Raw genomic sequence first — 22,010 nt, forward strand, 5'->3', positions numbered from 1 at the left:
ATTATCATGGCAGTTATTAAGTGTAAGCCAACCTCTCCAGGTCGTCGCCACGTAGTTAAAGTGGTGAACACTGACCTGCATAAGGGTAAACCCTTTGCTGGCCTGTTGGCGAAAAAATCTAAAAGTGGTGGCCGTAACAATACTGGCCGTATCACTGTCCGTCACGTAGGTGGTGGTCATAAGCAGCATTATCGTCTAATCGACTTCAAACGCGATAAAGATGGTATCCCTGCAAAGATTGAGCGTCTGGAATACGATCCAAACCGTACAGCTAACATCGCGTTAGTATTGTATGCGGATGGTGAGCGTCGTTATATTCTTGCTGCCAAAGGCATGCAAGCTGGCGATAAGATCCAGTCTGGTGTTGCTGCCGAGATCAAAACCGGTAACGCTATGCCACTGCGCAACATCCCAGTAGGTTCTGTAGTTCACGCTGTTGAAATGAAGCCTGGTAAAGGTGCTCAGATCGCTCGTTCTGCAGGGGCTTATGTACAAGTTGTTGCTCGTGATGGCGCATATGCCACTCTACGTCTTCGCTCAGGCGAAATGCGTAAAGTGCCAGTTGATTGCCGCGCGACATTTGGTGAAGTTGGTAATGCCGAACACATGCTACGCCAGTTAGGTAAAGCAGGTGCTAAGCGCTGGAGAGGCATACGTCCTACAGTTCGCGGTGTTGCAATGAACCCAGTAGACCATCCACACGGTGGTGGTGAAGGCCGTACTTCTGGTGGTCGTCACCCAGTGACTCCATGGGGTGTGCCAACTAAGGGTTATAAAACTCGTAGTAACAAGCGCACTGACAAGTACATCGTACGTCGTCGTAATAAATAGTAAGAGGATTCGCCATGCCACGTTCTCTCAAGAAAGGTCCCTTCATTGACCTGCACTTGCTGAAGAAGGTAGAGAAAGCGATGGAAGCCGGTGACAAAAAGCCTATTAAGACTTGGTCACGTCGCTCTATGATCATTCCAAATATGATTGGTTTGACCATCGCTGTCCATAATGGTCGTCAGCACGTTCCTGTGTTCGTAACTGACGAAATGATCGGCCACAAACTTGGTGAATTTTCACCAACTCGCACTTATCGTGGCCATGCCGCTGATAAGAAAGCGAAGAAGCGTTAATACGGGAGGAATAAGATGGAAGTTTTAGCTAAACATCGTTTTGCCCGTACGTCTGCGCAGAAGGCCCGTCTGGTTGCTGATCAAATTCGTGGTTTGCCTGTTGCTAAGGCACTCGAAATTTTGACTTTCAGCCCCAAGAAAGCCGCCGTACTGGTTAAAAAAGTACTTGACTCAGCTATCGCAAACGCCGAACACAACGAAGGCGCGGATATTGATGAGCTTAAAGTAGGAGCCGTCTTCGTAGATGAAGGCCCAACTATGAAGCGTATCATGCCACGTGCTAAAGGCCGCGCTGATCGTATCATGAAGCGTACCAGCCACATTACTGTGGTTGTATCAGATCGCTAGGAGAGAGCAATGGGACAGAAAGTACATCCTAATGGTATCCGTCTGGGTATCACCAAGCCTTGGATCTCTACCTGGTACGCAGATAAATCAGATTACGCAAATAATCTGAACAGCGACTGGGAAGTGCGTAAGTTTCTTGTAGAGAAATTACAAGCTGCTTCAGTATCTAAGATTGTTATCGAACGTCCAGCGAAAAGCATCCGCGTTACGATTCACACTGCCCGTCCAGGTGTTGTGATTGGTAAGAAAGGTGAAGACGTTGAAGTATTGCGTGCTGCAGTGTCAAAACTTGCTGGCACTCCTGCTCAAATTAACATCGCTGAGATCCGTAAACCTGAGCTAGATGCCAAGTTAGTTGCTGATTCAATTGCACAGCAATTAGAGCGTCGTGTTATGTTCCGTCGTGCTATGAAGCGCGCAGTTCAAAACGCAATGCGTATTGGTGCTCAAGGTATCAAAGTACAAGTTAGTGGCCGTTTAGGCGGAGCTGAGATTGCGCGTGATGAGTGGTATCGTGAAGGTCGTGTACCTTTACATACTTTGCGTGCTGATATCGACTATTCTACATCTGAAAGTCACACCCAATACGGTGTGATTGGCGTTAAAGTTTGGATCTTCAAAGGTGAAGTTCTAGATGGAATGCTGCCACAGATTGAAGAACCGAAGCAGCAGCAACCTAAGCGCAAGCCTCGTGGTAAATAGGAGAGCCGGCAATGCTGCAACCTAAACGTATGAAGTTTCGCAAGATGTTCAAAGGCCGCAACCGCGGTCTGGCGAACGGTACCGAAGTTAGCTTTGGTACTTTTGGTCTGAAAGCAGTCGGCCGTGGCCGTTTAACTGCGCGTCAGATCGAATCTGCACGTCGTGCCATGACACGTCACATTAAGCGTCAGGGACAAATTTGGATTCGAGTTTTCCCGGACAAACCGATTACCTCTAAGCCTCTCGAAGTGCGTATGGGTAAAGGTAAGGGTAACGTTGAATACTGGGTATGTCAGATTCAACCTGGTAAGGTTCTTTATGAGATGAATGGTGTTTCTGAAGTGATCGCTCGTGAAGCGTTTGCTTTAGCTGCTGCCAAGCTTCCAATTAAGACTACCTTCGTAACTAAGACGGTGATGTAATGAAAGCGAGCGAACTGAGAGAAAAGAGCGTTGAAGAACTGAACGCTGAACTACTTGGTCTGCTGCGTGAGCAGTTCAACCTGCGTATGCAACACGCCACTGGTCAGTTGACTCAGACTAATCAACTGAAATTAGTGCGCCGTAATATTGCGCGCGTTAAGACCATTATTACTTCTAAGGCGGGTGCATAATGTCTGATAAAATCCGTACTTTGCAGGGTCGTGTAACTAGCAACAAAATGGACAAGTCCATTACTGTTGCTATCGAACGCCAAGTGAAACACCCAATCTATGGGAAATACATTAAGCGTACGACTAAGATCCATGCACATGACGAAACTAATCAGTGCAACGAAGGCGATTTAGTAGCGATTCGCGAATGTCGTCCTTTGTCTAAGACTAAGTCTTGGACCCTGGTTGAAGTAGTATCAAAGGCCTAAGTTAATTAGGTATTTAGGTAAACGGCTCCAGAATGTGGGGCCGTTTGTTTTTTAATACTATACATTCCACTTTTATGGTGTTATATTTGCGCGCCATTTTTGACTAAATTAATAGCAAAAATGAGTGTTTTTATTGTCCCATAGTGGGAATTGTGTAGTAACGATAGCGGAGCACTTAAAATGATCCAAATGCAATCGACTCTTGACGTTGCTTGTAACAGCGGCGCACGCAGAGTTCAGTGTATTAAGGTCTTGGGTGGCTCTCATCGTCGTTATGCCGGTATCGGCGACATCATCAAAGTTTCTGTTAAAGAAGCGATTCCTCGCGCTAAAGCGAAGAAAGGCGATGTGTATAACGCGGTGGTAGTCCGTACTAAGAAAGGCGTACGTCGTCCAGACGGTTCTGTCATTCGCTTCGATCGGAATGCAGCTGTTCTTTTGAACAACAACCTGCAGCCGATTGGTACTCGTATCTTTGGACCAGTGACACGTGAATTGCGTAATGAGCAATTTATGAAAATTGTCTCGCTGGCACCAGAAGTACTGTAAGGAGCTTCAAAATGGCAGCTAAAATACGTCGTGAAGACGAAGTGATTGTATTAGCAGGTAAAGACAAGGGTAAACGTGCAAAAGTTTCTCAAGTCCTTCCTACTGGTAAATTGATTGTTGAAGGCATCAATCTTGTCAAAAAACACCAAAAGCCAAACCCACAATTGGGCGTAGCTGGCGGTATTGTTGAGAAAGAAGCACCGATACAAGCATCAAATGTAGCGATTTTCAACTCTGCCACTGGCAAAGCTGATCGCGTTGGTTTCCGCTTTGAAGACGGCAAAAAAGTTCGTTTCTTCAAATCGAACAGTGAACTCGTTAAGTAATTGGAGTAAACGATGGCGAAACTGCATGATAAATACCAAGAGACTGTTGTCGCTGAACTTGCTAAAAAGTTCGGTTATACCAGTGTCATGCAAGTCCCTCGGATTGAGAAAATCACCCTGAACATGGGTGTTGGCGAAGCTGTTGCAGACAAGAAAATCATGGACCATGCTGTCCGTGATATGACTGCAATCGCTGGTCAAAAGCCAGTAGTGACTGTTGCTCGTAAGTCAGTTGCTGGTTTTAAAATCCGTGAAGGCTACCCTATTGGCTGTAAAGTGACCCTACGCGGTGAGCGTATGTGGGAATTCTTAGAGCGTTTAGTCGATATCGCAATCCCACGTATTCGTGACTTCCGTGGCTTAAGCGCTAAAGCGTTTGACGGCCGTGGTAACTACGCAATGGGCGTGCGTGAGCAGATCATCTTCCCAGAAATCGATTACGATAAAATCGATAAGATTCGTGGTATGGATATTGTTATCACTACTACTGCGAAGAATGATGAAGAAGGTCGTGCTTTGTTAGACGCTTTTAACTTCCCATTCAAGAAATAAGGGTAGCGTAATGGCAAAAACATCAATGAAAGCACGTGAAGTTAAACGTGCACAGCTCGTGGCCAAGTACGCTGAAAAGCGTGCGGCTCTTAAGACTATCATTGCAAGTCCAGCTTCTTCTGACGAAGATCGTTGGGATGCAGTACTTAAGTTGCAAGCTCTACCACGTGATTCCAGCGCTGCGCGTCAACGCAATCGTTGTAATCAAACTGGTCGCCCTCATGGCTTCTTACGTAAATTCGGCTTAAGCCGTATCAAATTACGTGAAGCAACCATGCGTGGTGAAGTTCCTGGCCTGCGTAAGGCCAGCTGGTAAGCACTTGTCACGGAGTAAGCTAATATGAGCATGCAAGATCCTATTGCGGATATGTTAACCCGTATTCGTAACGGCCAAGCTGCTAACCACGTATCGGTGAAGATGCCTTCTGCTAAGTTGAAAGTCGCTATTGCGAAACTGCTTAAAGAAGAAGGTTACATCGCTGATTACGCCGTAGCAGATGAAGCCAAGCCTGAACTGGAAGTTACTTTAAAGTATTTCCAAGGCCAACCAGTCGTTGAGACTATCCAGCGTGTAAGTCGCCCTGGTCTTCGTATTTACAAAGGTAAAAACGAACTTCCAAAGGTGATGGGCGGTCTGGGTGTCGCAATTGTGTCCACTTCTAAAGGCTTGATGACTGATCGTGCCGCCCGCCTTGCAGGCATGGGTGGCGAGGTTATCTGCTACGTAGCTTAAGGAGCTAGGAATGTCTCGTGTAGCAAAAGCACCAGTATCTATTCCAGCTGGCGTAGAGGTGACCTTGAACGAACAGACTCTTACCGTCAAAGGCGGAAAAGGTAGTCTGACTCGAGTGATCAACAATGCGGTCAATGTTGTTATTGAAGCTGGCGTAGTTAAGTTCCTCCCTGTTGAAGGCGTTGTTAACGCTTGGGCACAGGCTGGTACAACTCGTGCATTAGTAAACAACATGGTTGTTGGTGTATCTCAAGGTTTTGAGCGTAAGTTAAAGTTAGTTGGCGTTGGTTACCGTGCGAAACTCGTCGGTTCTGATATTGACCTGACTTTAGGTTTCTCTCATCCGTTAGTACACAAACTGCCCGCAGGCGTTACTGCAGAGTGTCCTAGCCAAACTGATATCGTCCTACGTGGCGTTGATAAACAGTTAATTGGCCAAGTCGCTGCTGAGATTCGCGGATACCGTCCACCAGAGCCATACAAAGGCAAGGGTGTTCGCTATGACGACGAAGTAGTACGCCGTAAAGAGGCTAAGAAGAAGTAGGTAACGCGATATGGATAAGAAAACATCTCGCTTACGTCGCGCTACTCGCGCTCGTAAGAAGATCCAAGAGCTGGGCGTGAACCGTCTGGTTGTACATCGTACACCGCGTCACATTTATGCTCAGGTGATCAATCCTGAAGCTCAGGTGTTGGCAGCTGCTTCAACCGTAGAAAAAGCGGTTAAAGAGCTACTGAAGAGTACCGGTAACGTAGACGCAGCGAAAGCAGTAGGTAAATTTGTTGCTGAGCGCGCGATCGAAAAAGGCGTAACTTCAGTTGCGTTCGATCGTTCTGGTTTCAAGTATCACGGTCGTGTAGCTGCTTTAGCAGATGCAGCTCGTGAAGCTGGCCTGAAGTTCTAAGGGGTTATAAAATGGCTAAATTAGAAGCTCAGCAAAAAGACGATCTGCAAGAGAAATTGATTGCAGTTAATCGTGTTTCTAAAGTAGTTAAGGGCGGTCGTATCTTTAGCTTCACAGCACTGACAGTAGTGGGTGATGGTAACGGTAAGATTGGCTACGGCTATGGCAAGGCACGTGAAGTTCCAGCAGCGATTCAAAAAGCTATGGAAAAAGCTCGTCGTAACATTGTGACCGTTGAGTTGAATGCAGGTACTCTGCATCACCCAGTTAAAGGTCGTCATACTGGTTCTCTTGTGTACATGCAACCTGCATCACAAGGTACTGGTATTATTGCCGGTGGCGCAATGCGTGCCGTATTGGAAGTAGCAGGCGTTCATAACGTTCTGTCAAAAGCATACGGTTCTACTAACCCGATCAACATCGTTCGCGCGACTGTCGATGCTTTGGTGCACATGAAGTCACCTTCGCAAATCGCAGCTAAGCGTGGCCTGAATGTTGACGAAATTCGGGGGTAATGCACCATGGCAACTAAAACTGTAAAAGTTACTCAAACTAAAAGCGGTATCGGTCGTTTACCGAAGCACCGTGCAACCCTAACGGGTCTTGGTTTGCGTCGCATTGGCCACACTGTTGAATTAGAAGATACTCCTTCTGTTCGCGGTATGATCAACAAGGTCTACTACATGGTTAAGGTGGAGGATTAATAGATGCGTTTAAATACTCTATCTCCAGCTGCAGGCTCTAAGCATGCACCAAAGCGTGTAGGCCGTGGTATGGGCTCAGGTCTAGGTAAAACAGCGGGTCGTGGTCATAAAGGCCAAAAGTCTCGTTCTGGTGGCGGTGTACGCCCAGGATTTGAAGGTGGTCAAATGCCACTTAAAATCCGTTTACCTAAATTTGGTTTTACCTCGCGTCGCGCTATGGTAACAGCTGAAGTTCGTGTACTCGAACTGGCAAAAGTTAACGGTGATGTTATCGACTTAAACGCTCTGAAAGATGCGAACGTTATAACTCGCAACATCCAGTTTGCGAAAATTGTTCTTTCAGGTACCATTGAGCGCCCTGTGACTGTTAAAGGTCTGAAGGTAACCAAAGGTGCACGTGCAGCTATTGAAGCTGCCGGCGGTAAGATCGAGGAATAATACGTCGATGGCAAAACCAGGACTTGATTTAAAAAGCGCGAAAGGTGGACTTTCAGAATTGAAAGCTCGCCTCCTGTTCGTGATTGGTGCGATTATCGTCTTTAGAGCCGGTTCGTTTGTGCCAATTCCTGGTATTGACGCAGCTGTATTAGCAGAGCTGTTTGCTCAGCAAAGTGGAACCATCCTTGGCATGTTTAACATGTTCTCGGGTGGTGCCCTTGAGCGTGCCTCTATCTTTGCATTAGGTATTATGCCGTACATTTCGGCATCGATTATCATGCAACTGTTGACTGTCGTACATCCTGCACTCGCTGAATTGAAAAAGGAAGGCGAATCAGGACGTAAGAAAATCAGTCAATATACCAGATGGGGTACCTTAGTGCTGGGTACATTCCAGTCGGTCGGTATTGCAACCGGGTTACCAAACTTAGTGCCAGGCCTTGTGGTCAACATTGGATTTGGATTCTACTTTGTTGCGGTTGTGAGCTTAGTAACAGGAACTATGTTCCTTATGTGGCTAGGTGAGCAAATTACCGAACGTGGTATAGGTAATGGTATCTCGATTTTGATTTTCGCAGGTATTGTTGCTGGATTACCTTCCGCTATCGGCCAAACGGCTGAGCAGGCGCGTCAAGGTGACTTGAATGTGTTAGTATTGTTGTTGCTCGCGGTAATTGTGTTTGCAGTGACTTATTTTGTAGTGTTTGTGGAACGTGGTCAGCGTCGTATCGTCGTTAACTATGCTAAGCGTCAGCAAGGCCGTAAGGTGTTCGCTGCGCAAAGTACCCATCTACCGCTGAAAATAAACATGGCAGGTGTTATTCCGCCAATTTTTGCGTCAAGCATCATTTTGTTTCCTGGAACACTGGCTCAGTGGTTCGGCCAAAATGAGTCCATGTCATGGTTAAGTGATTTTTCACTGGCTGTGTCACCTGGACAACCGCTTTACTCATTATTATATGCAACAGCGATTATCTTTTTCTGTTTCTTCTATACTGCGTTGGTGTTTAACCCACGTGAAACAGCAGATAACTTGAAGAAGAGTGGTGCATTCATCCCTGGGATCCGTCCTGGAGAACAGACTTCGCGTTACATTGATAAAGTTATGACCCGTTTGACATTGGCAGGCGCGTTATACATAACCTTTATCTGCTTAATTCCGGAGTTCATGTTAATTGCGTGGAAAGTACAGTTCTATTTCGGCGGTACTTCACTACTAATTATGGTAGTCGTAATCATGGACTTCATGGCTCAGGTTCAGACGCATATGATGTCTCATCAGTATGAGTCTGTGATGAAGAAAGCTAACCTAGTTAACAAAGCGAATTTAGATCGCTTTGGTCGCTAAGTAGCTTTACGGAGTGATGAAATGAAAGTTCGAGCTTCCGTGAAGAAGATCTGCCGTAACTGCAAGATCGTCAAGCGTAGTGGCGTTGTACGCGTTATCTGTGTTGAACCAAAACACAAACAGCGTCAAGGCTAAAAAGTAATTTGTTCAGCCCATGAATTGGGCTGAACAAAATTTTGTTTGCAAATCTGTCGACTGTCGAGTATCCTTTCGGGCTTTTCGCAGTTGGCCTTTAACTTTAAGGAGTGCATAGTGGCCCGTATCGCTGGCATTAACATTCCTGATCAAAAGCATACAGTCATCGCATTGACTGCAATTTTCGGCATCGGCCGTACTCGCGCTAGAGCAATCTGCGCGGCTACAGCAATCGCTGAAACTGCTAAGATCAAGGAATTGAGCGAAGCTCAAATAGACACACTACGCGAAGAAGTCGCTAAATACCTAGTAGAAGGTGACTTACGTCGTGAGATTTCAATGAACATCAAGCGTCTTATGGATCTTGGTTGTTATCGTGGTCTCCGCCATCGCCGTAGCCTGCCTCTCCGTGGGCAACGTACTAAGACCAATGCGCGTACGCGTAAAGGTCCACGTAAACCAATTAGAAAGTAACGGGAAGGTAAAGCAATGGCTAAAGTTCCGTCACGTTCTCCGCGTAAGCGCGTACGTAAACAGGTTGCAGATGGCATGGCTCATATCCATGCTTCTTTCAACAACACTATTGTCACCATTACAGATCGTCAAGGTAATGCGTTGTCATGGGCTACTTCAGGTGGTTCAGGTTTCCGTGGTTCACGTAAATCTACTCCATTTGCTGCACAGGTGGCTGCTGAGCGTGCAGGTGCTGCTGCTCAAGACTACGGTTTAAAAAACCTTGAAGTGTTTGTGAAGGGTCCAGGTCCAGGTCGTGAGTCAGCCATTCGTGCGCTGAACGCTGTTGGTTATAAAATTACCAACATTACCGATGTGACGCCGATCCCTCATAATGGTTGTCGTCCTCCTAAAAAGCGTCGTGTATAACGCCGTTTCATTAGGATAGTTGGAGAAAGATCATGGCAAGATACTTGGGTCCCAAGCTCAAGCTCAGCCGCCGAGAAGGTACAGACCTTTTCTTAAAAAGCGGTGTGAGAGCAATCGATTCAAAGTGTAAACTGGAAACTGCACCTGGACAACATGGCGCTCGTAAGCCACGTTTGTCAGAGTATGGTACTCAGTTACGCGAAAAACAAAAAGTTCGTCGTATTTACGGTGTGTTAGAAAAACAATTCCGTAACTATTACAAAGATGCTGCACGTACTAAAGGCAACACAGGTGAAAACCTGCTTCAGCTTTTAGAAACCCGTCTTGATAACGTCGTTTATCGTATGGGCTTCGGTGCAACTCGTGCAGAATCACGTCAGCTAGTGAGCCATAAATCAATTATGGTTAACGGTCGTGTTGTTAACATTCCATCATTCAAAGTGTCTGCGAATGATGTTGTGAGCATCCGCGAGAAGTCACGTACTCAAGCTCGTATTAAAGCGGCTTTAGAAGTGGCAGCTCAACGCGAGAAGCCTACATGGGTTGAAGTCGACAGCGCGAAAATGGAAGGTGCTTTCAAGCGCGTTCCAGAACGTAGCGATTTGTCTGCGGAAATTAACGAACAGCTGATCGTCGAGCTTTACTCTAAGTAAGGCTAACAAACAAGAGAGGACACAATGCAGGGTTCTGTTACAGAATTTCTTAAACCGCGTCTCGTTGATATCGAGCAGGTTAACTCAACACGTGCCAAGGTTACATTGGAACCACTTGAGCGTGGTTTCGGCCACACTTTAGGTAACGCGTTGCGTCGCATCCTATTGTCGTCTATGCCCGGCTGCGCGGTTACCGAAGTCGAGATTGACGGTGTACTGCACGAATACAGCAGTAAGGAAGGCGTTCAAGAAGATATCCTTGAGATCTTGTTAAACCTGAAAGGGTTAGCAGTGACTATCGAGGGTAAAGACGAGGCTATGCTTACGTTGAGCAAGTCCGGCGCAGGCCCTGTCATCGCAGCAGATATCACGCATGATGGTGATGTCACTATCGTGAATCCTGATCATATTATCTGTCACCTGACAGGTAACAATGATATCAGCATGCGTATTCGCGTTGAGCGTGGTCGTGGCTATGTACCAGCATCTGCTCGTGCACAGACTGAAGACGATGATCGCCCAATCGGCCGCTTGCTGGTTGATGCTTCTTTCTCGCCAGTTGCGCGTATTGCCTACAATGTAGAAGCAGCACGTGTAGAACAGCGTACTGACTTAGATAAACTCGTTATCGATATGACCACAAACGGTACTATCGATCCTGAGGAAGCTATCCGTCGTTCTGCAACAATTTTAGCTGAACAGCTAGATGCGTTTGTTGAATTACGTGACGTGACTGAGCCAGAGCTGAAAGAAGAGAAGCCGGAATTCGATCCGATTCTGCTGCGTCCTGTCGACGATTTAGAGCTAACTGTACGTTCGGCTAACTGCTTGAAAGCCGAAGCGATTCATTACATCGGAGATCTGGTACAGCGCACTGAAGTTGAGTTGCTGAAGACCCCTAACTTAGGTAAGAAGTCTCTTACTGAAATTAAGGACGTTTTAGCTTCTCGCGGACTGTCGTTAGGTATGCGTTTGGAAAACTGGCCTCCAGCTAGTTTAGCAGACGACCTATAAGTCTCAGGTTTGTACAGATTTAGGTTATAAGGATTAGGTCATGCGCCATCGTAAGAGTGGTCGTCAACTAAACCGTAACAGCAGTCATCGCCAAGCCATGTTTCGCAACATGGCCGGTTCACTAGTTCGTCATGAGATCATCAAGACAACTGTGGCTAAAGCGAAAGAACTGCGTCGCGTAGTTGAGCCTCTGATAACACTTGCTAAGAGTGACAGCGTTGCAAACCGTCGTTTAGCGTTTGCACGTACTCGCGACGCTGAAGTCGTTGGTAAGTTATTTACTGAGTTGGGTCCACGTTACCAGGAACGTCCTGGTGGCTATACCCGTATCCTTAAGTGCGGTTTACGTGCTGGTGATAAAGCCCCTATGGCTTACATCGAGCTAGTTGGCCGTCCAGAAGCTGCTCAAGCTGTTGATGTTGAAGCTGCTGAGTAATTAAGGTTACACTTTTAAAAAGCCGGGCAATGCCCGGCTTTTTTATACCCATTTTTCTACTCTACCCACAGTGTATTTTTTCTCTATGTCTTTCGGTAGGGATATATTCCATCTTGCCAAGCCTTGCTGACTAAACATGTATTTTCCAAGATCATCTGTCACTGGAAAGATATTCTCGGGTTTATCGCCTGCCAGTATTTTTAATGCCATATTGGCTGCTATCTTGCCATGATGATAGCCATCGAGTACGTAGCCGCCAATATTACCCTCGGCGGAGACACTGAATCCTCAAAACCCGAAATTGGGTACTGGGGTATGTTCAGATATCCATTTTAGTAGCTGATCCGCATCAACAGAACGATTCTCTGCATCTCTTACTGTATGGTATAGCGCTACGACAATCGCGTTATAGCCTTGCTTTTTCGCTGTTGCTGCCAATCTGCTAGCTGTGACAATTGCACCAGATTCACTTCGATATCACCCAAAATACTAGAGTGTTGCTTGCTGATGTATTCTGCGGCTGAGTCTGAAGTCACACCTTGATCGAACAGCACGAGTATTTTGCGGTGTATAGTCTGTGGGAGTATGCGTTGAATAAGCAGCAGAGAGCGTCGTAGCAGCGGTCTTTCTATGACCCCTGTAAATCGCTTGAGCTCGTTGAGATGATAGGCCCTTGGGTTCATATTCACCCCGAGATAAACGACAGGGATTAAGCTGTCATTGAGGCGCTGATGTAACAGGTTAACCGCATTATCATCGGCCAGAATAACCAGTTGAGGTACTTGGCTTTGGATGTACTTCCACGCTAAATTAGCCCTTTCGCCAAATTGCTCCTTTGGTATGCGCTTGGTATCCATTTCGAAATAGCTAACATCGTGTAAAGGGCTGAGCGTGTCATTAATCGCTCGGCTATATTCTTGGTCCCATTGATTGCCTTGATGATAGCTTTCGATGACGACGATTTTAGCTGCATTAGCGTTTTGTGAAAGGCTTAAAAGGCATAAGAGTAGACCAATACCAAGCAAGCTTATGTTTAATGGTGTGATTTGAATCATACGCAGTCTTAGGTTTTGATGCTGCTTTGAGTATAGTTCACCTTTAATTCTCTAGATTGAGAGAATAAAAAAGCCTCACTAGTTATTAAGCTAGGAGGCTTAGTTTGTACGCTATTGTTGATCCATCAATAACCTACTTAGTATCTGGTGCCTTTTGCTGGCTATAATCTAACTTTTCGTGCTTTTGGCCCATGGCTTCAGCAACTTCTGGTGGCATGTAGTTTTCATCATGCTTGGCCAGTACTTCAGTAGCTTCTAGTTTGCCATCAGCACCCAGTACACCCTGAGCAACAATGCCTTGTCCTTCACGGAAAAGATCGGGCAATAGGTCGTCATAAGTGACCAGTACTTCACCGCCGAGGGAGTCATGTACTGCAAATTCGACATGCAAGCTTTTGGGATCTCGCACCATAGAACCTACCGTCACCATTCCGCCGACACGAATACGTTGGCCAATTTCAGGTTTTACGCCAGTGTCTGTCTTGCCGTGGACAATTTCAGACGGAGTATAGAATAAGTTCAAGTTGGAGTTCAGCGCATAGAGCAAAAGCGAAGTAATCGCAGCAACGCCACCGATTAATGCTACAGCTAATGTCAGTCTTTTTTTGCGTCTTGGGTTCACGATTTAGTACTCCTGGTTTCTTTTAGGCGTTCTTCTCTATCCATCTTCTTCGCGATATCAATTAACACCTTACGCTTTTGGCGTGCGCTGGTAATGATGAGCGTAGCGAGGCAGAAGAAGGTCACTCCGTAGGATAGCCATACATAGAATGCATAGCCGCCCATATTAAAAAAATCACTGATTGAATCGAATTGCATCATTTGACCTCCTCCGCTTTAGCTAGTTCACGAACCCAAGGGCGCATGCCATTTCTTGCTAAAATTTCTGCTCTAAAACGAACAATAGTGATGGCGCCAATCATAAGACCGAAGCCCAGTATGTTAATTAACAGTGGATAGAGCATTTCAGTCGACATAGTCGATTTCTCGGTAATGCGTATCGTCGACGGTTGATGTAATGAGCTCCACCATTCAACTGAGTATTTGATGATAGGAATATTGATTACACCGACGATCGCTAAGATCCCTGCTGCACGAGCTGCGAGCACTTTATCCTCAAATGAGGCATAGAGCGAGATCACACCTAGATATAGGAATAGTAATACCAGCTCAGAAGTTAAGCGTGCATCCCATACCCACCAGGCACCCCACATAGGTTTACCCCATGCTGCCCCGGTAAAGAGTGCGATAAAGGTGATCACTGCACCAATGGGAGCAATAGATGCAGCAGCCCAGTCGGCAAGTTTTATCTGCCAAACTAGACCGATAAAGGCCGCTGTTGCCATCCCCATATAAGCTGCCATTGACATAGACGCGGCAGGAACATGGATAAAGATAATACGGTAACTATCACCCTGCTGGTAATCCGTCGGCGCGAAAACGAGTCCCCAAGTAGTGCCAACTGCAATCAATAGACCGGCTAAGATCGCAAACCATGGAAATAACGTTCCTGATAATTTATATGCGCGTTCAGGATCCGCGTAAGGGTGTAACCATTTCCACATTTTAGTTAGTACTCACTCGCAGAGATGCACCAATTGCAAAAGGTGCTAAGGTTAACGATCCGACCAGCATAGCGCCTATTATAGCGAGCTGACCATCATAGGGTAAATTCATTCCTGCCGCGTCTATAGCACTCGTTGCAAAAATGAGTACTGGGATATATAGGGGCAAAATAAGTAAGCTGAGTAACACGCCGCCTTTCCTTAGACCGACGGTTAATGCCACACCAATAGCACCTAACAGCGACAATACTGGCGTGCCTAGCGCAAGCGTCGAAATTAACGCACCGTAGCTGTTGCCGTCTAGATTGAGTAATACCGCTAACAGTGGTGCGATAATAATCAGTGGCACACCAGTTAAAATCCAGTGGGCTAACACTTTAGCTAATACGAGAATGGCTAATGGCTGTGGGCTTAATAGCATTTGTTCTAAGCTACCATCACTAAAGTCGGCTTTGAAAAGCCTTTCAAGTGACAACATTGATGCTAATAATGCGGCTACCCAAATTATCCCTGGTGCCACACGTGCTAACATTTGCGGTTCTGGTCCAATCCCCAGCGGAAACAAAGTAACGACCATAATAAAAAATAGCAGTGGGTTAAAAATGTCGCCGCGGTGGCGAATAGCAATTTTAAGATCTCGCTGCAGCAAGGTGAAAAATGCTTGGGTAAAACTGATGCCTCTTTTCATTGAGCCTGACCTTATATGAAGCGATAATCGAGACGAATTTTACGAAGCCTATCATCTGTGATAATGCCCATATCTTGGTGAGTTGTGAGGATCACACAGCCACCATTATCCGCATGCTGAATAAATAACTGCTCCAGTTCTTCGACGCCTTTTTTATCGATTGCAGTAAAAGGTTCGTCAAGGATCCAAATTTTACAGTTGCTATGCCACAATCTTGATAGCGCTGTTCTGCGATGCTGGCCTGCGGATAAATGCCCCGCGAGAGCTTCTTCAAAGCCCGTTAAATTGACTTTGGCTAAAATCTCTGACGTATCAAAGTCATCATAACCACCGATTCTTAAATTGAAATTAAGGTTTTCTTCGGCAGTCAGCTCGCATTTCACGCCAGCTAAATGGCCTAAATACAAGAGGTCTTCATTGTATTCATCGCGGCAACGGTTTATGTCTTCATTAATGTAAAAAGTTTGTCCGGCATAGGGGCGAGAGAGGCCCGCCAATATGCGTAATAAACTGGTCTTGCCTGCGCCGTTAGGGCCTTCAATCTGAACAATGTCACCGGCATTAATATCAAAACTTAACTCATCAAAAAGGATGCGTTCTTCGCGGATACAGGTCAGCTTGCTGGCTGACACTAATGTGGTTTCTTTAGTTATATTTGTCACTGAACCCTCTATCTCAAGCCGGAAGGAAACACAAGTCATTCTAACACAAACGTTATTGGGGGTTTACTCTTGGTTTGCACTAGATGTCAGCAATATGATGTGGTTCCAATAACCGCAATATTTATCGAACTTTTTTACGACTTGCTAATATATTAACGAATTTGTCATCCTTGTCGCCTGATTCATTTTGTGTTGAGATTCTAATCACAAAAAGATGAGATTTCTTGAAGTTTGTAGTAATCTTAGTCGGCTATAATGAGTCTGCCTAAGTAAGGGCGGCGCCGAGCTTTGTACGTATTTGCATTAGGAACATTGAACATGAAAAAACTGTTAGCAATGACTGCTGTCGCTGCTTTGACTATGTCAGTTAACGCTTCAGCTCAAGATGCTGAGGCTATTTATAATAAGGCATGTACCGTATGCCACAGTATGGGTGTTGCTGGTGCTCCAAAAGTACACAACGCTGCAGAATGGGAACCACGCTTAGCTAAGGGTGTTGACGCTCTAGTGAAGAGTGTGAAAACCGGTCTGAATGCTATGCCACCAGGCGGTATGTGTACTGATTGTACTGATGATGATTACAAAGCTGCTATCAAATTTATGTCTACAGCTAAGTAATTCTTCAGATATAAAAAAACCGGCGAAAGCCGGTTTTTTTATATCTGCAATTAACTGCGATTTATTGCACTTGAGTATCAAGTACTAGGTTCGCTGTATCGCCTACGGCGACTTTACTGATCTTGCCTTGAATATCACCCGTTTGCGGTTTGATATTACCTTGTTTAGACAGTACAGCAATCACTTCCACATTGGCTGCATCGCTTAACTTCACATCACCACCCATACCGCTGCTGTCATCTAATGTCACTGTAATCGGGAAAGACTTAGCACTGACTTTGGTTGCAGCTAATGGGACTTTAGGTCCTTCAGTTGCACGGGCAAAGATGAAAATGGTGTCTTCTGGACTGGCTTTAGCCGCAAGTTCTGCTGAGATAGATATAGTGACATTGACCGATTTAGCGCTCGCTTTGACTTGCTTATGTGCATCATCATTTGGCATGCCAGCGGTTTCCGACTGCATGCGTAAGTTGGCGGTTTCGATTGCATTCATAAGAGCTGCACGATCAACGTCGGCACGACCGCTATCTAAAATCGTTTGCCAAGAGGTGATGGCTTTCTTGTAGTCAGCAGTAAAGAAAGCATCCATACCCACGAGCAGTAGCGTTGAAGGATCTTGGGCATCCATTGCTAAAGACTCATTGATAAGAGCTTGGATTTGCGGTGTCATTTGTTGACCCGCTTTGTAATACATCGCCGTTGCTTTTGGACCGAGCAATTCTGCATGCTTTCCGACTAATTCGATTACTTTATCGAAAGCTGCAATCGCTTTATCGTATTGGTTTGCCGATACATAAGCATGACCTAAGCTGAACCACAGTTGGCTGTTTTCTGGCTCGGCTTTAACTTGAGCTTCCATCATCTGCACGCGTTGCATCATGATTTGAGCCGTATCCATTCCCGCATGTGGATTTGCAGGTTGCTGGGCAGTTTCAATATTCTCGAAGGCGCCTAAGTGTTGATAGAGATAGCCTGAGATAACAATCAAACAAACTGACATGATCGACGGCCACAGAATCGTCTTTGGCTTTATTTGGTTGACCAGTGAATCGTCGTTCGCTTGTTTGATGTCTTGGAGTAGACTGATTTCCAGTTCTTTCTTCAATGCATCAAATTCGGCTTGATCGAGTAGCTCTTCACTTAATTCTTTTTCAAGAACGCCTAAGCGCTCATTGAACAATTCAAGGTTCGTTTGTTTACGAACTCCAGCTTCTTCCGTTTTCAGCAATTTTTGCTGTCTGAAGTGCGGGATCCAAATCAGCATCAGGCCGACTAACATAACAAGCGCAATAAAAATCCAAAATGTCGTCATTGTTTCTATATTCACTTTAGTTTGCAGAAAGCGGAGTAACCGCTAGGCTTGGAAGCAAGATTATACGTAAAGATTGTTCATTGAACAGTAATATAAGGTAATCCCAGTGCTGAAAGCTTATAGTTGGGCACTGGTTCACAAATTGATTCTTCTTGTAAATTTTGTATGAAACTTAAGTGTCATTTGTCGGTCACATGCAGAACTGAGCCTCTTCCGTGACTTTCATCGACCTCTAAAATTGAGAATGAGACAAGTAACCCAGTTTTGTACGAAAGAGGCAGACAGGAACAATAGCAAATACTAAAATGAGCAAAATTTCGTGCATTTGCGTGAATAGCATGTTGTGCGTTGAGATAGAGTCTTTCTAAATCAACATATTATTGAAGACTGAGGAAAACCCATGATCCCAGAACTTGGACACTTTGCGTTGATAATAGGGGTGGCTTTTGCCTTCTTATTAATCAGCGTCCCCCTAATAGGTGTTGCCAGAAAAGACCAATACCTTGTTAGGTACGCTTGGCCATTAACGTACGGAATGTTCTTTTTTATTACCTTATCTGTTGTCGTGCTGGCTTATAGTTTTGCCGTCGATGATTTCTCGGTCGCCTATGTGGCACATCATTCAAATTCTCAGTTACCTATCTTCTTTAAGATCTCGGCCGTATGGGGCGGTCATGAAGGGTCACTGTTATTTTGGGTGTTTGCTTTATCAACTTGGGCGGCTGCGGTTGCCTTGTTTAGCAAAGGTTTAGAAGAAGTATTTACTGCCCGTGTGCTGGCAGTATTGGCTCTTATTGTGATTGGCTTTAGTTTGTTTATGCTACTCACATCTAGCCCATTTGAACGTTTATTCCCGATCCCTGCCGAAGGTCGTGACTTAAATCCAATGCTGCAGGACGTGGGATTAATCTTCCATCCTCCTATGTTGTACTTAGGTTATGTGGGCTTCTCTGTAAGCTTTGCATTTGCGATTGCTGCGCTGATGAGCGGCCGTCTCGATTCTGCATGGGCTCGTTGGACTCGTCCATGGACATTGGCTGCTTGGACCTTCCTTACGGGCGGTATCGCACTAGGATCTTGGTGGGCTTATTATGAATTAGGCTGGGGCGGTTGGTGGTTCTGGGATCCCGTTGAGAACGCCTCTTTTATGCCTTGGTTAGTGGGTACTGCGCTTGTTCACTCTTTGATTGTGACTGAGAAACGCGGCGCCTTCCGTAACTGGACAGTATTACTGTCTATTTTCGCTTTCTCTTTAAGTTTGCTTGGTACCTTTATTGTTCGCTCAGGTGTATTAACCTCAGTGCATTCATTCGCAGCCGATCCAAGTCGCGGTATGTTCATCCTGTTGTTACTTGGTTTAGCTGTTGGCGGTTCATTAACACTGTTTGCTTTACGTGCCAGTGAAATGAGTAGTCCTGCCCGTTTCGAGCTTAAGTCTAAAGAAACTATGCTCCTAGTGTGTAACGTGCTACTGACGGTTGCCGCAGGTACGGTGCTATTGGGTACATTATATCCATTGCTCATCGACGCGCTTGGCATGGGTAAAATCTCTGTTGGACCCCCATACTTCAACGCTGTGTTTGTGCCTATCGTATTAGTCTTATTTGGCTTTATGGGTATTGGTCCAATTATCCGTTGGAAAAAATCGAAAGCAGGCGAGCTTAAGCGTCAGTTATTGATCCCTGCAATGATTGCTGCGGCTATCGGTATTGTGACGCCATTTATCGTCGATGGTGTATTCAATACTTGGGTTGCCTTTGGTATCGCGGCAGCGGCTTGGATTATCCTGGCGACTGCTAGAGCGGCCTATAATATGGTCAAGTCGAAAGAAGGTGATATCAGCATCAGCCGTATGGGCCGTAGCCAGCTGGGTATGATCTTCGCGCATCTTGGTATTGCTGTATCTGTGATTGGTGCCACTATGGTGTCGAATTACTCGATTGAGAAAAGTGTTCGCATGGGACCTGGTATTAGCCAAGAGCTTGCGGGTTATACCTTTAAGTATCTCGAGACTAAAAACGTAGTGGGTCCTAACTACACAGCAATGCAGGGACAGATAGAAGTCTACAAAGGTGATGAGTTGCTGACATTACTCAAGCCAGACCGTCGTCAATATAATGTGCGTACTATGGACATGACAGAAGCGGGGATCGACTGGGGTCTATTCCGTGACTTGTATGTGACCATGGGCGATCCAATTACTAGCACTGAATTTGCGGTTCGTTTGAACTACAAGCCATTCGTGCGTTGGTTATGGTTTGGGGCAATTTTTATGATGATTGGTGGATTCTTCGCGGCATCGGATAAACGTTACCGTGCGAAAGTCACTGCAGCCGTCGCACCGTTAGCGAACAAAGCAAAATTAGCAACGGCTCAATAATTGGGGAATGTATGAAGAAGTTGGTTCTGTTTATCCCATTGGTCATATTTCTCGCCATGGGGGTGTTTCTCTATAAAGGGTTATTCCTGAATCCACAGCAACTGGATTCGGCACTAGAAGGAAAGCCTATTCCGGCTTTCCAACTGGAACGCTTAGAAACACCTGCTGAGATCATTACGAATGAGCAGTTAAAAGGTAAGGTGTCATTACTTAATGTGTGGGCGACTTGGTGTCCATCTTGTAAATATGAGCATCCTTTCTTAGTGATGCTAAAGCGTAAAAATCTTCTGCCAATTTACGGGATCAACTATCGCGATGAGCGTGCTCCCGCATTAGAAGAGTTAAAGCGTCAGGGCGACCCCTATAACGTCAATATCTATGATAAAGATGGCCGTTTAGGTTTAGACCTTGGCGTCTATGGTGCACCTGAAAGTTTTGTGGTTGATCACAACGGTATTATTCGCTTCCGTTATGCGGGTCCAATCGATCAACGCGTATGGAGCGAGACCCTTTACCCTATGATCCAACAATTACAAGCTGAAGCGGCGAAGGATGGCGCATCATGAGAACGCTGATAAAAATCATGGGTGGTCTAGTGCTGTTATTCAGTATGACGACCGCCGTTATGGCAACACCGGTTGATACTTATGAATTCAAAACGCCTGAAAATCAAAAGCGCGGTTTGTCTTTAGCACATGAGCTACGTTGCCCACAGTGTCAAAATCAAAACTTGATTGACTCAAACTCACCGGTTGCTCGGGATTTGCGTCTTGAAGTCTTCAAGATGGTAGACGAAGGCAAAGGGGATGATGAGATCATCGAGTTTATGACCAGCCGTTACGGTGAGTTTGTACTCTATAAGCCTAAGATGGAAACCAAGACCTACATTCTTTGGTTAGGTCCCGTTGGCTTGTTACTCATTGGGCTAGTGATTGGTTTTATCTTCATTCGTAAACAACGCATCAGCGGTAATGTGCCGAATGAAATTAGCGAAGAAGATCGGCGTGAGTTAGATTCCTTGCTAAAGCGTAATAATAAATGAAGCATAAAGTCATAGCGGCATTATTGTTGTCATCGCTCTTTTCGTTACTTGCTGGTGGGGTCGCGCATGCGTACCCCGGCATGCAGCAAACGACTAAACCGATGGAATCAACTGTTGATTTGATCAATGTCTTGCCAAAGACTTTCCCAATAGAGCCTGTCACCTTTAATGACGTCGATGGTAAAACCATCGACTTCAGTCAATTTAAAGGTAAGATCATTATGGTGAACATGTGGGCGACCTGGTGTCCACCCTGTGTAAGGGAGCTGCCAGCAATCGAAAGGCTAGCGACTAAGTTCAAAGCTGAAGATTTCGTACTATTACCTATCTCTATTGATGCAGAAGGTAAGCAACAGGTCCAGCCGTTCTTAAGCTCATTAGGTATGCCAAATTTCAACTCTTATTACGATCAGCCACAAAGTCTTGGGGATGTTTTTCCGCTCGATACGATTCCAGCGACATTTATTCTCGATCAACAGGGCCAATTGATAGCTTTTGTTCGATCTTATGTTGATTGGGACGATGCCAAAGCTGTCTCACTAATCCAAGGTTTTATCGATAAAGGCAGTAAAAAGCCCAATTAATCGACACTCTGCACGTAAAAGAATCGCCATTGTTTAAAAGATCGCCATGCGATCTTTTTTCATTAAAAAAGCCCTTGCACAAAATCTCCGGCTCCCTATAATGCGCATTCACTGACACGGCAGACAGCGAAAGCCAGCTGACGAGTTAGCTTGAATTGATTGGATTTAAGCATTTAATTCAAGCGCAGCAAGAAGTTGAAAAATACTCCTTGACGCGAAACAGGAAATGTGTAGAATACGCAGCCCTAGCCAACTGGAAGCGTTCGGCGCTCAGTGTGGTACTCAAGTTCTCTTACGAATATTGAGTTGCTCTTTAACAAGATAAAACAAGAAATCTGTGTGGACACTCACAGGTGTTGAGTTAATCGAAATTACTTTACTTTCGAGTGAGTAA

Annotated in this window: 37 protein-coding genes; 29 read left to right on the forward strand and 8 right to left on the reverse strand. The window is 45.5% G+C overall.

Annotation, left to right across the window (positions count from 1 at the left end; all coding sequences use genetic code 11):
* Nucleotides 1–6 precede the first annotated feature (6 nt).
* The 24 genes from rplB to rplQ all read left to right on the forward strand — a co-directional run bounded on the left by rplB (nucleotide 7) and on the right by rplQ (nucleotide 11,710).
* Complete coding sequence (gene rplB, locus K5Q99_RS11730; protein ID WP_006083597.1) at nucleotides 7–831, forward strand: 50S ribosomal protein L2; 825 nt, start codon at nucleotides 7–9, stop codon at nucleotides 829–831.
* A gap of 14 nt (nucleotides 832–845) precedes the next feature.
* Nucleotides 846–1,124, forward strand: a complete 279-nt coding sequence (gene rpsS, locus K5Q99_RS11735) for a 30S ribosomal protein S19 (protein WP_006083596.1) — start codon at nucleotides 846–848, stop codon at nucleotides 1,122–1,124.
* 15 nt (nucleotides 1,125–1,139) lie between these two features.
* A complete protein-coding gene (gene rplV, locus K5Q99_RS11740) occupies nucleotides 1,140–1,472 on the forward strand; it encodes a 50S ribosomal protein L22 (protein WP_006083595.1) in 333 nt (110 codons plus the stop codon).
* Between the two features lie 9 nt (nucleotides 1,473–1,481).
* Nucleotides 1,482–2,174: a 30S ribosomal protein S3 gene (rpsC, locus tag K5Q99_RS11745; RefSeq protein WP_011787574.1), complete on the forward strand. Its 693-nt coding sequence runs from the start codon at nucleotides 1,482–1,484 to the stop codon at nucleotides 2,172–2,174.
* 11 nt (nucleotides 2,175–2,185) lie between these two features.
* Entirely contained in the window at nucleotides 2,186–2,596 is a 411-nt protein-coding gene (gene rplP, locus K5Q99_RS11750; RefSeq protein ID WP_006083593.1) for a 50S ribosomal protein L16, read from the forward strand.
* Nucleotides 2,596–2,787, forward strand: coding sequence for a 50S ribosomal protein L29 (gene rpmC, locus K5Q99_RS11755; protein WP_006083592.1), 192 nt, complete (start codon nucleotides 2,596–2,598; stop codon nucleotides 2,785–2,787). The genes rplP and rpmC overlap by 1 nt, the downstream gene beginning before the upstream one ends.
* Nucleotides 2,787–3,035, forward strand: a complete 249-nt coding sequence (gene rpsQ / locus K5Q99_RS11760; RefSeq protein WP_006083591.1) for a 30S ribosomal protein S17 — start codon at nucleotides 2,787–2,789, stop codon at nucleotides 3,033–3,035. Before rpmC ends, rpsQ begins: the two co-directional genes overlap by 1 nt.
* 180 nt (nucleotides 3,036–3,215) lie before the next feature.
* Complete coding sequence (rplN, locus tag K5Q99_RS11765; RefSeq protein ID WP_006083590.1) at nucleotides 3,216–3,584, forward strand: 50S ribosomal protein L14; 369 nt, start codon at nucleotides 3,216–3,218, stop codon at nucleotides 3,582–3,584.
* Nucleotides 3,585–3,595: 11 nt separating this feature from the next.
* Entirely contained in the window at nucleotides 3,596–3,910 is a 315-nt protein-coding gene (rplX, locus tag K5Q99_RS11770) for a 50S ribosomal protein L24 (protein ID WP_006083589.1), read from the forward strand.
* 12 nt (nucleotides 3,911–3,922) lie between these two features.
* On the forward strand, nucleotides 3,923–4,462 hold the full coding sequence (gene rplE, locus K5Q99_RS11775; RefSeq protein ID WP_006083588.1) for a 50S ribosomal protein L5: 540 nt from the start codon (nucleotides 3,923–3,925) through the stop codon (nucleotides 4,460–4,462).
* A 10-nt stretch (nucleotides 4,463–4,472) separates the two neighbouring features.
* Nucleotides 4,473–4,778: a 30S ribosomal protein S14 gene (rpsN, locus tag K5Q99_RS11780; protein WP_106648459.1), complete on the forward strand. Its 306-nt coding sequence runs from the start codon at nucleotides 4,473–4,475 to the stop codon at nucleotides 4,776–4,778.
* 24 nt (nucleotides 4,779–4,802) lie between these two features.
* Nucleotides 4,803–5,195 (forward strand): 30S ribosomal protein S8, encoded by a 393-nt coding sequence (gene rpsH / locus K5Q99_RS11785; protein WP_106648458.1) that lies wholly within the window; start codon nucleotides 4,803–4,805, stop codon nucleotides 5,193–5,195.
* Nucleotides 5,196–5,205: 10 nt separating this feature from the next.
* Nucleotides 5,206–5,739, forward strand: a complete 534-nt coding sequence (gene rplF, locus K5Q99_RS11790; protein ID WP_106648457.1) for a 50S ribosomal protein L6 — start codon at nucleotides 5,206–5,208, stop codon at nucleotides 5,737–5,739.
* Between the two features lie 10 nt (nucleotides 5,740–5,749).
* Complete coding sequence (gene rplR, locus K5Q99_RS11795) at nucleotides 5,750–6,100, forward strand: 50S ribosomal protein L18 (protein ID WP_006083584.1); 351 nt, start codon at nucleotides 5,750–5,752, stop codon at nucleotides 6,098–6,100.
* 11 nt (nucleotides 6,101–6,111) lie between these two features.
* Nucleotides 6,112–6,615 (forward strand): 30S ribosomal protein S5, encoded by a 504-nt coding sequence (gene rpsE / locus K5Q99_RS11800; RefSeq protein ID WP_006083583.1) that lies wholly within the window; start codon nucleotides 6,112–6,114, stop codon nucleotides 6,613–6,615.
* Nucleotides 6,616–6,621: 6 nt separating this feature from the next.
* Nucleotides 6,622–6,804: a 50S ribosomal protein L30 gene (rpmD, locus tag K5Q99_RS11805; RefSeq protein ID WP_006083582.1), complete on the forward strand. Its 183-nt coding sequence runs from the start codon at nucleotides 6,622–6,624 to the stop codon at nucleotides 6,802–6,804.
* Between the two features lie 3 nt (nucleotides 6,805–6,807).
* The gene (gene rplO / locus K5Q99_RS11810) at nucleotides 6,808–7,242 is read left to right on the forward strand and encodes a 50S ribosomal protein L15 (protein WP_006083581.1); all 435 of its coding nucleotides are present in this window, start codon (nucleotides 6,808–6,810) and stop codon (nucleotides 7,240–7,242) included.
* Between the two features lie 7 nt (nucleotides 7,243–7,249).
* Nucleotides 7,250–8,590 carry a preprotein translocase subunit SecY gene (gene secY / locus K5Q99_RS11815; RefSeq protein WP_007644459.1) on the forward strand — a complete coding sequence of 447 codons (1,341 nt, stop codon included), beginning with the start codon at nucleotides 7,250–7,252 and terminating at the stop codon, nucleotides 8,588–8,590.
* Between the two features lie 21 nt (nucleotides 8,591–8,611).
* Nucleotides 8,612–8,725 carry a 50S ribosomal protein L36 gene (rpmJ, locus tag K5Q99_RS11820; RefSeq protein WP_006083579.1) on the forward strand — a complete coding sequence of 38 codons (114 nt, stop codon included), beginning with the start codon at nucleotides 8,612–8,614 and terminating at the stop codon, nucleotides 8,723–8,725.
* Between the two features lie 117 nt (nucleotides 8,726–8,842).
* Entirely contained in the window at nucleotides 8,843–9,199 is a 357-nt protein-coding gene (rpsM, locus tag K5Q99_RS11825; protein WP_011787581.1) for a 30S ribosomal protein S13, read from the forward strand.
* 15 nt (nucleotides 9,200–9,214) lie between these two features.
* Entirely contained in the window at nucleotides 9,215–9,607 is a 393-nt protein-coding gene (rpsK, locus tag K5Q99_RS11830) for a 30S ribosomal protein S11 (RefSeq protein WP_006083577.1), read from the forward strand.
* Between the two features lie 32 nt (nucleotides 9,608–9,639).
* A complete protein-coding gene (gene rpsD, locus K5Q99_RS11835; protein ID WP_106648456.1) occupies nucleotides 9,640–10,260 on the forward strand; it encodes a 30S ribosomal protein S4 in 621 nt (206 codons plus the stop codon).
* A gap of 24 nt (nucleotides 10,261–10,284) precedes the next feature.
* Nucleotides 10,285–11,274, forward strand: coding sequence for a DNA-directed RNA polymerase subunit alpha (locus tag K5Q99_RS11840; RefSeq protein WP_006083574.1), 990 nt, complete (start codon nucleotides 10,285–10,287; stop codon nucleotides 11,272–11,274).
* Between the two features lie 40 nt (nucleotides 11,275–11,314).
* Nucleotides 11,315–11,710: a 50S ribosomal protein L17 gene (rplQ, locus tag K5Q99_RS11845; protein WP_006083573.1), complete on the forward strand. Its 396-nt coding sequence runs from the start codon at nucleotides 11,315–11,317 to the stop codon at nucleotides 11,708–11,710.
* Between the two features lie 42 nt (nucleotides 11,711–11,752).
* On the opposite strand, the gene K5Q99_RS22500 is transcribed toward rplQ, so the two are convergent.
* From K5Q99_RS22500 to ccmA, 7 genes are all read right to left on the reverse strand, one after another.
* Nucleotides 11,753–11,920 (reverse strand): hypothetical protein, encoded by a 168-nt coding sequence (locus K5Q99_RS22500; protein WP_246604469.1) that lies wholly within the window; start codon nucleotides 11,918–11,920, stop codon nucleotides 11,753–11,755.
* Between the two features lie 182 nt (nucleotides 11,921–12,102).
* Nucleotides 12,103–12,765 (reverse strand): hypothetical protein, encoded by a 663-nt coding sequence (locus K5Q99_RS11850; RefSeq protein ID WP_246604470.1) that lies wholly within the window; start codon nucleotides 12,763–12,765, stop codon nucleotides 12,103–12,105.
* Nucleotides 12,766–12,898: 133 nt separating this feature from the next.
* Nucleotides 12,899–13,387, reverse strand: coding sequence for a cytochrome c maturation protein CcmE (ccmE, locus tag K5Q99_RS11855; protein WP_105251038.1), 489 nt, complete (start codon nucleotides 13,385–13,387; stop codon nucleotides 12,899–12,901).
* The gene (gene ccmD, locus K5Q99_RS11860) at nucleotides 13,384–13,584 is read right to left on the reverse strand and encodes a heme exporter protein CcmD (RefSeq protein WP_220776966.1); all 201 of its coding nucleotides are present in this window, start codon (nucleotides 13,582–13,584) and stop codon (nucleotides 13,384–13,386) included. The genes ccmE and ccmD overlap by 4 nt, the downstream gene beginning before the upstream one ends.
* The gene (locus K5Q99_RS11865; protein WP_105251039.1) at nucleotides 13,584–14,330 is read right to left on the reverse strand and encodes a heme ABC transporter permease; all 747 of its coding nucleotides are present in this window, start codon (nucleotides 14,328–14,330) and stop codon (nucleotides 13,584–13,586) included. Before K5Q99_RS11865 ends, ccmD begins: the two co-directional genes overlap by 1 nt.
* 1 nt (nucleotide 14,331) lies before the next feature.
* On the reverse strand, nucleotides 14,332–15,018 hold the full coding sequence (ccmB, locus tag K5Q99_RS11870; RefSeq protein ID WP_006079706.1) for a heme exporter protein CcmB: 687 nt from the start codon (nucleotides 15,016–15,018) through the stop codon (nucleotides 14,332–14,334).
* 11 nt (nucleotides 15,019–15,029) lie between these two features.
* Nucleotides 15,030–15,680: a cytochrome c biogenesis heme-transporting ATPase CcmA gene (gene ccmA, locus K5Q99_RS11875; RefSeq protein ID WP_220776962.1), complete on the reverse strand. Its 651-nt coding sequence runs from the start codon at nucleotides 15,678–15,680 to the stop codon at nucleotides 15,030–15,032.
* A gap of 318 nt (nucleotides 15,681–15,998) precedes the next feature.
* Between ccmA and K5Q99_RS11880 the strand changes: the two genes are divergently transcribed.
* On the forward strand, nucleotides 15,999–16,298 hold the full coding sequence (locus K5Q99_RS11880; protein ID WP_105251041.1) for a c-type cytochrome: 300 nt from the start codon (nucleotides 15,999–16,001) through the stop codon (nucleotides 16,296–16,298).
* A 61-nt stretch (nucleotides 16,299–16,359) separates the two neighbouring features.
* On the opposite strand, the gene ccmI is transcribed toward K5Q99_RS11880, so the two are convergent.
* Entirely contained in the window at nucleotides 16,360–17,610 is a 1,251-nt protein-coding gene (ccmI, locus tag K5Q99_RS11885; RefSeq protein ID WP_220776967.1) for a c-type cytochrome biogenesis protein CcmI, read from the reverse strand.
* Nucleotides 17,611–18,010: 400 nt separating this feature from the next.
* Here ccmI and K5Q99_RS11890 point away from each other — a divergent pair, with 400 nt between their 5' ends.
* From K5Q99_RS11890 to K5Q99_RS11905, 4 genes are read left to right on the forward strand one after another with little or no spacing between them, the layout of a single operon-like run.
* The gene (locus K5Q99_RS11890; RefSeq protein ID WP_220776963.1) at nucleotides 18,011–19,990 is read left to right on the forward strand and encodes a heme lyase CcmF/NrfE family subunit; all 1,980 of its coding nucleotides are present in this window, start codon (nucleotides 18,011–18,013) and stop codon (nucleotides 19,988–19,990) included.
* 11 nt (nucleotides 19,991–20,001) lie between these two features.
* Nucleotides 20,002–20,556, forward strand: a complete 555-nt coding sequence (locus tag K5Q99_RS11895) for a DsbE family thiol:disulfide interchange protein (RefSeq protein WP_006079711.1) — start codon at nucleotides 20,002–20,004, stop codon at nucleotides 20,554–20,556.
* Nucleotides 20,553–21,032 carry a heme lyase NrfEFG subunit NrfF gene (nrfF, locus tag K5Q99_RS11900; protein WP_220776964.1) on the forward strand — a complete coding sequence of 160 codons (480 nt, stop codon included), beginning with the start codon at nucleotides 20,553–20,555 and terminating at the stop codon, nucleotides 21,030–21,032. The genes K5Q99_RS11895 and nrfF overlap by 4 nt, the downstream gene beginning before the upstream one ends.
* Nucleotides 21,029–21,616, forward strand: coding sequence for a TlpA disulfide reductase family protein (locus K5Q99_RS11905; RefSeq protein ID WP_220776965.1), 588 nt, complete (start codon nucleotides 21,029–21,031; stop codon nucleotides 21,614–21,616). The genes nrfF and K5Q99_RS11905 overlap by 4 nt, the downstream gene beginning before the upstream one ends.
* The last annotated feature ends 394 nt before the right edge of the window (nucleotides 21,617–22,010 follow it).

Source organism: Shewanella hafniensis, from assembly GCF_019655335.1.
GTDB lineage: Bacteria > Pseudomonadota > Gammaproteobacteria > Enterobacterales > Shewanellaceae > Shewanella > Shewanella hafniensis.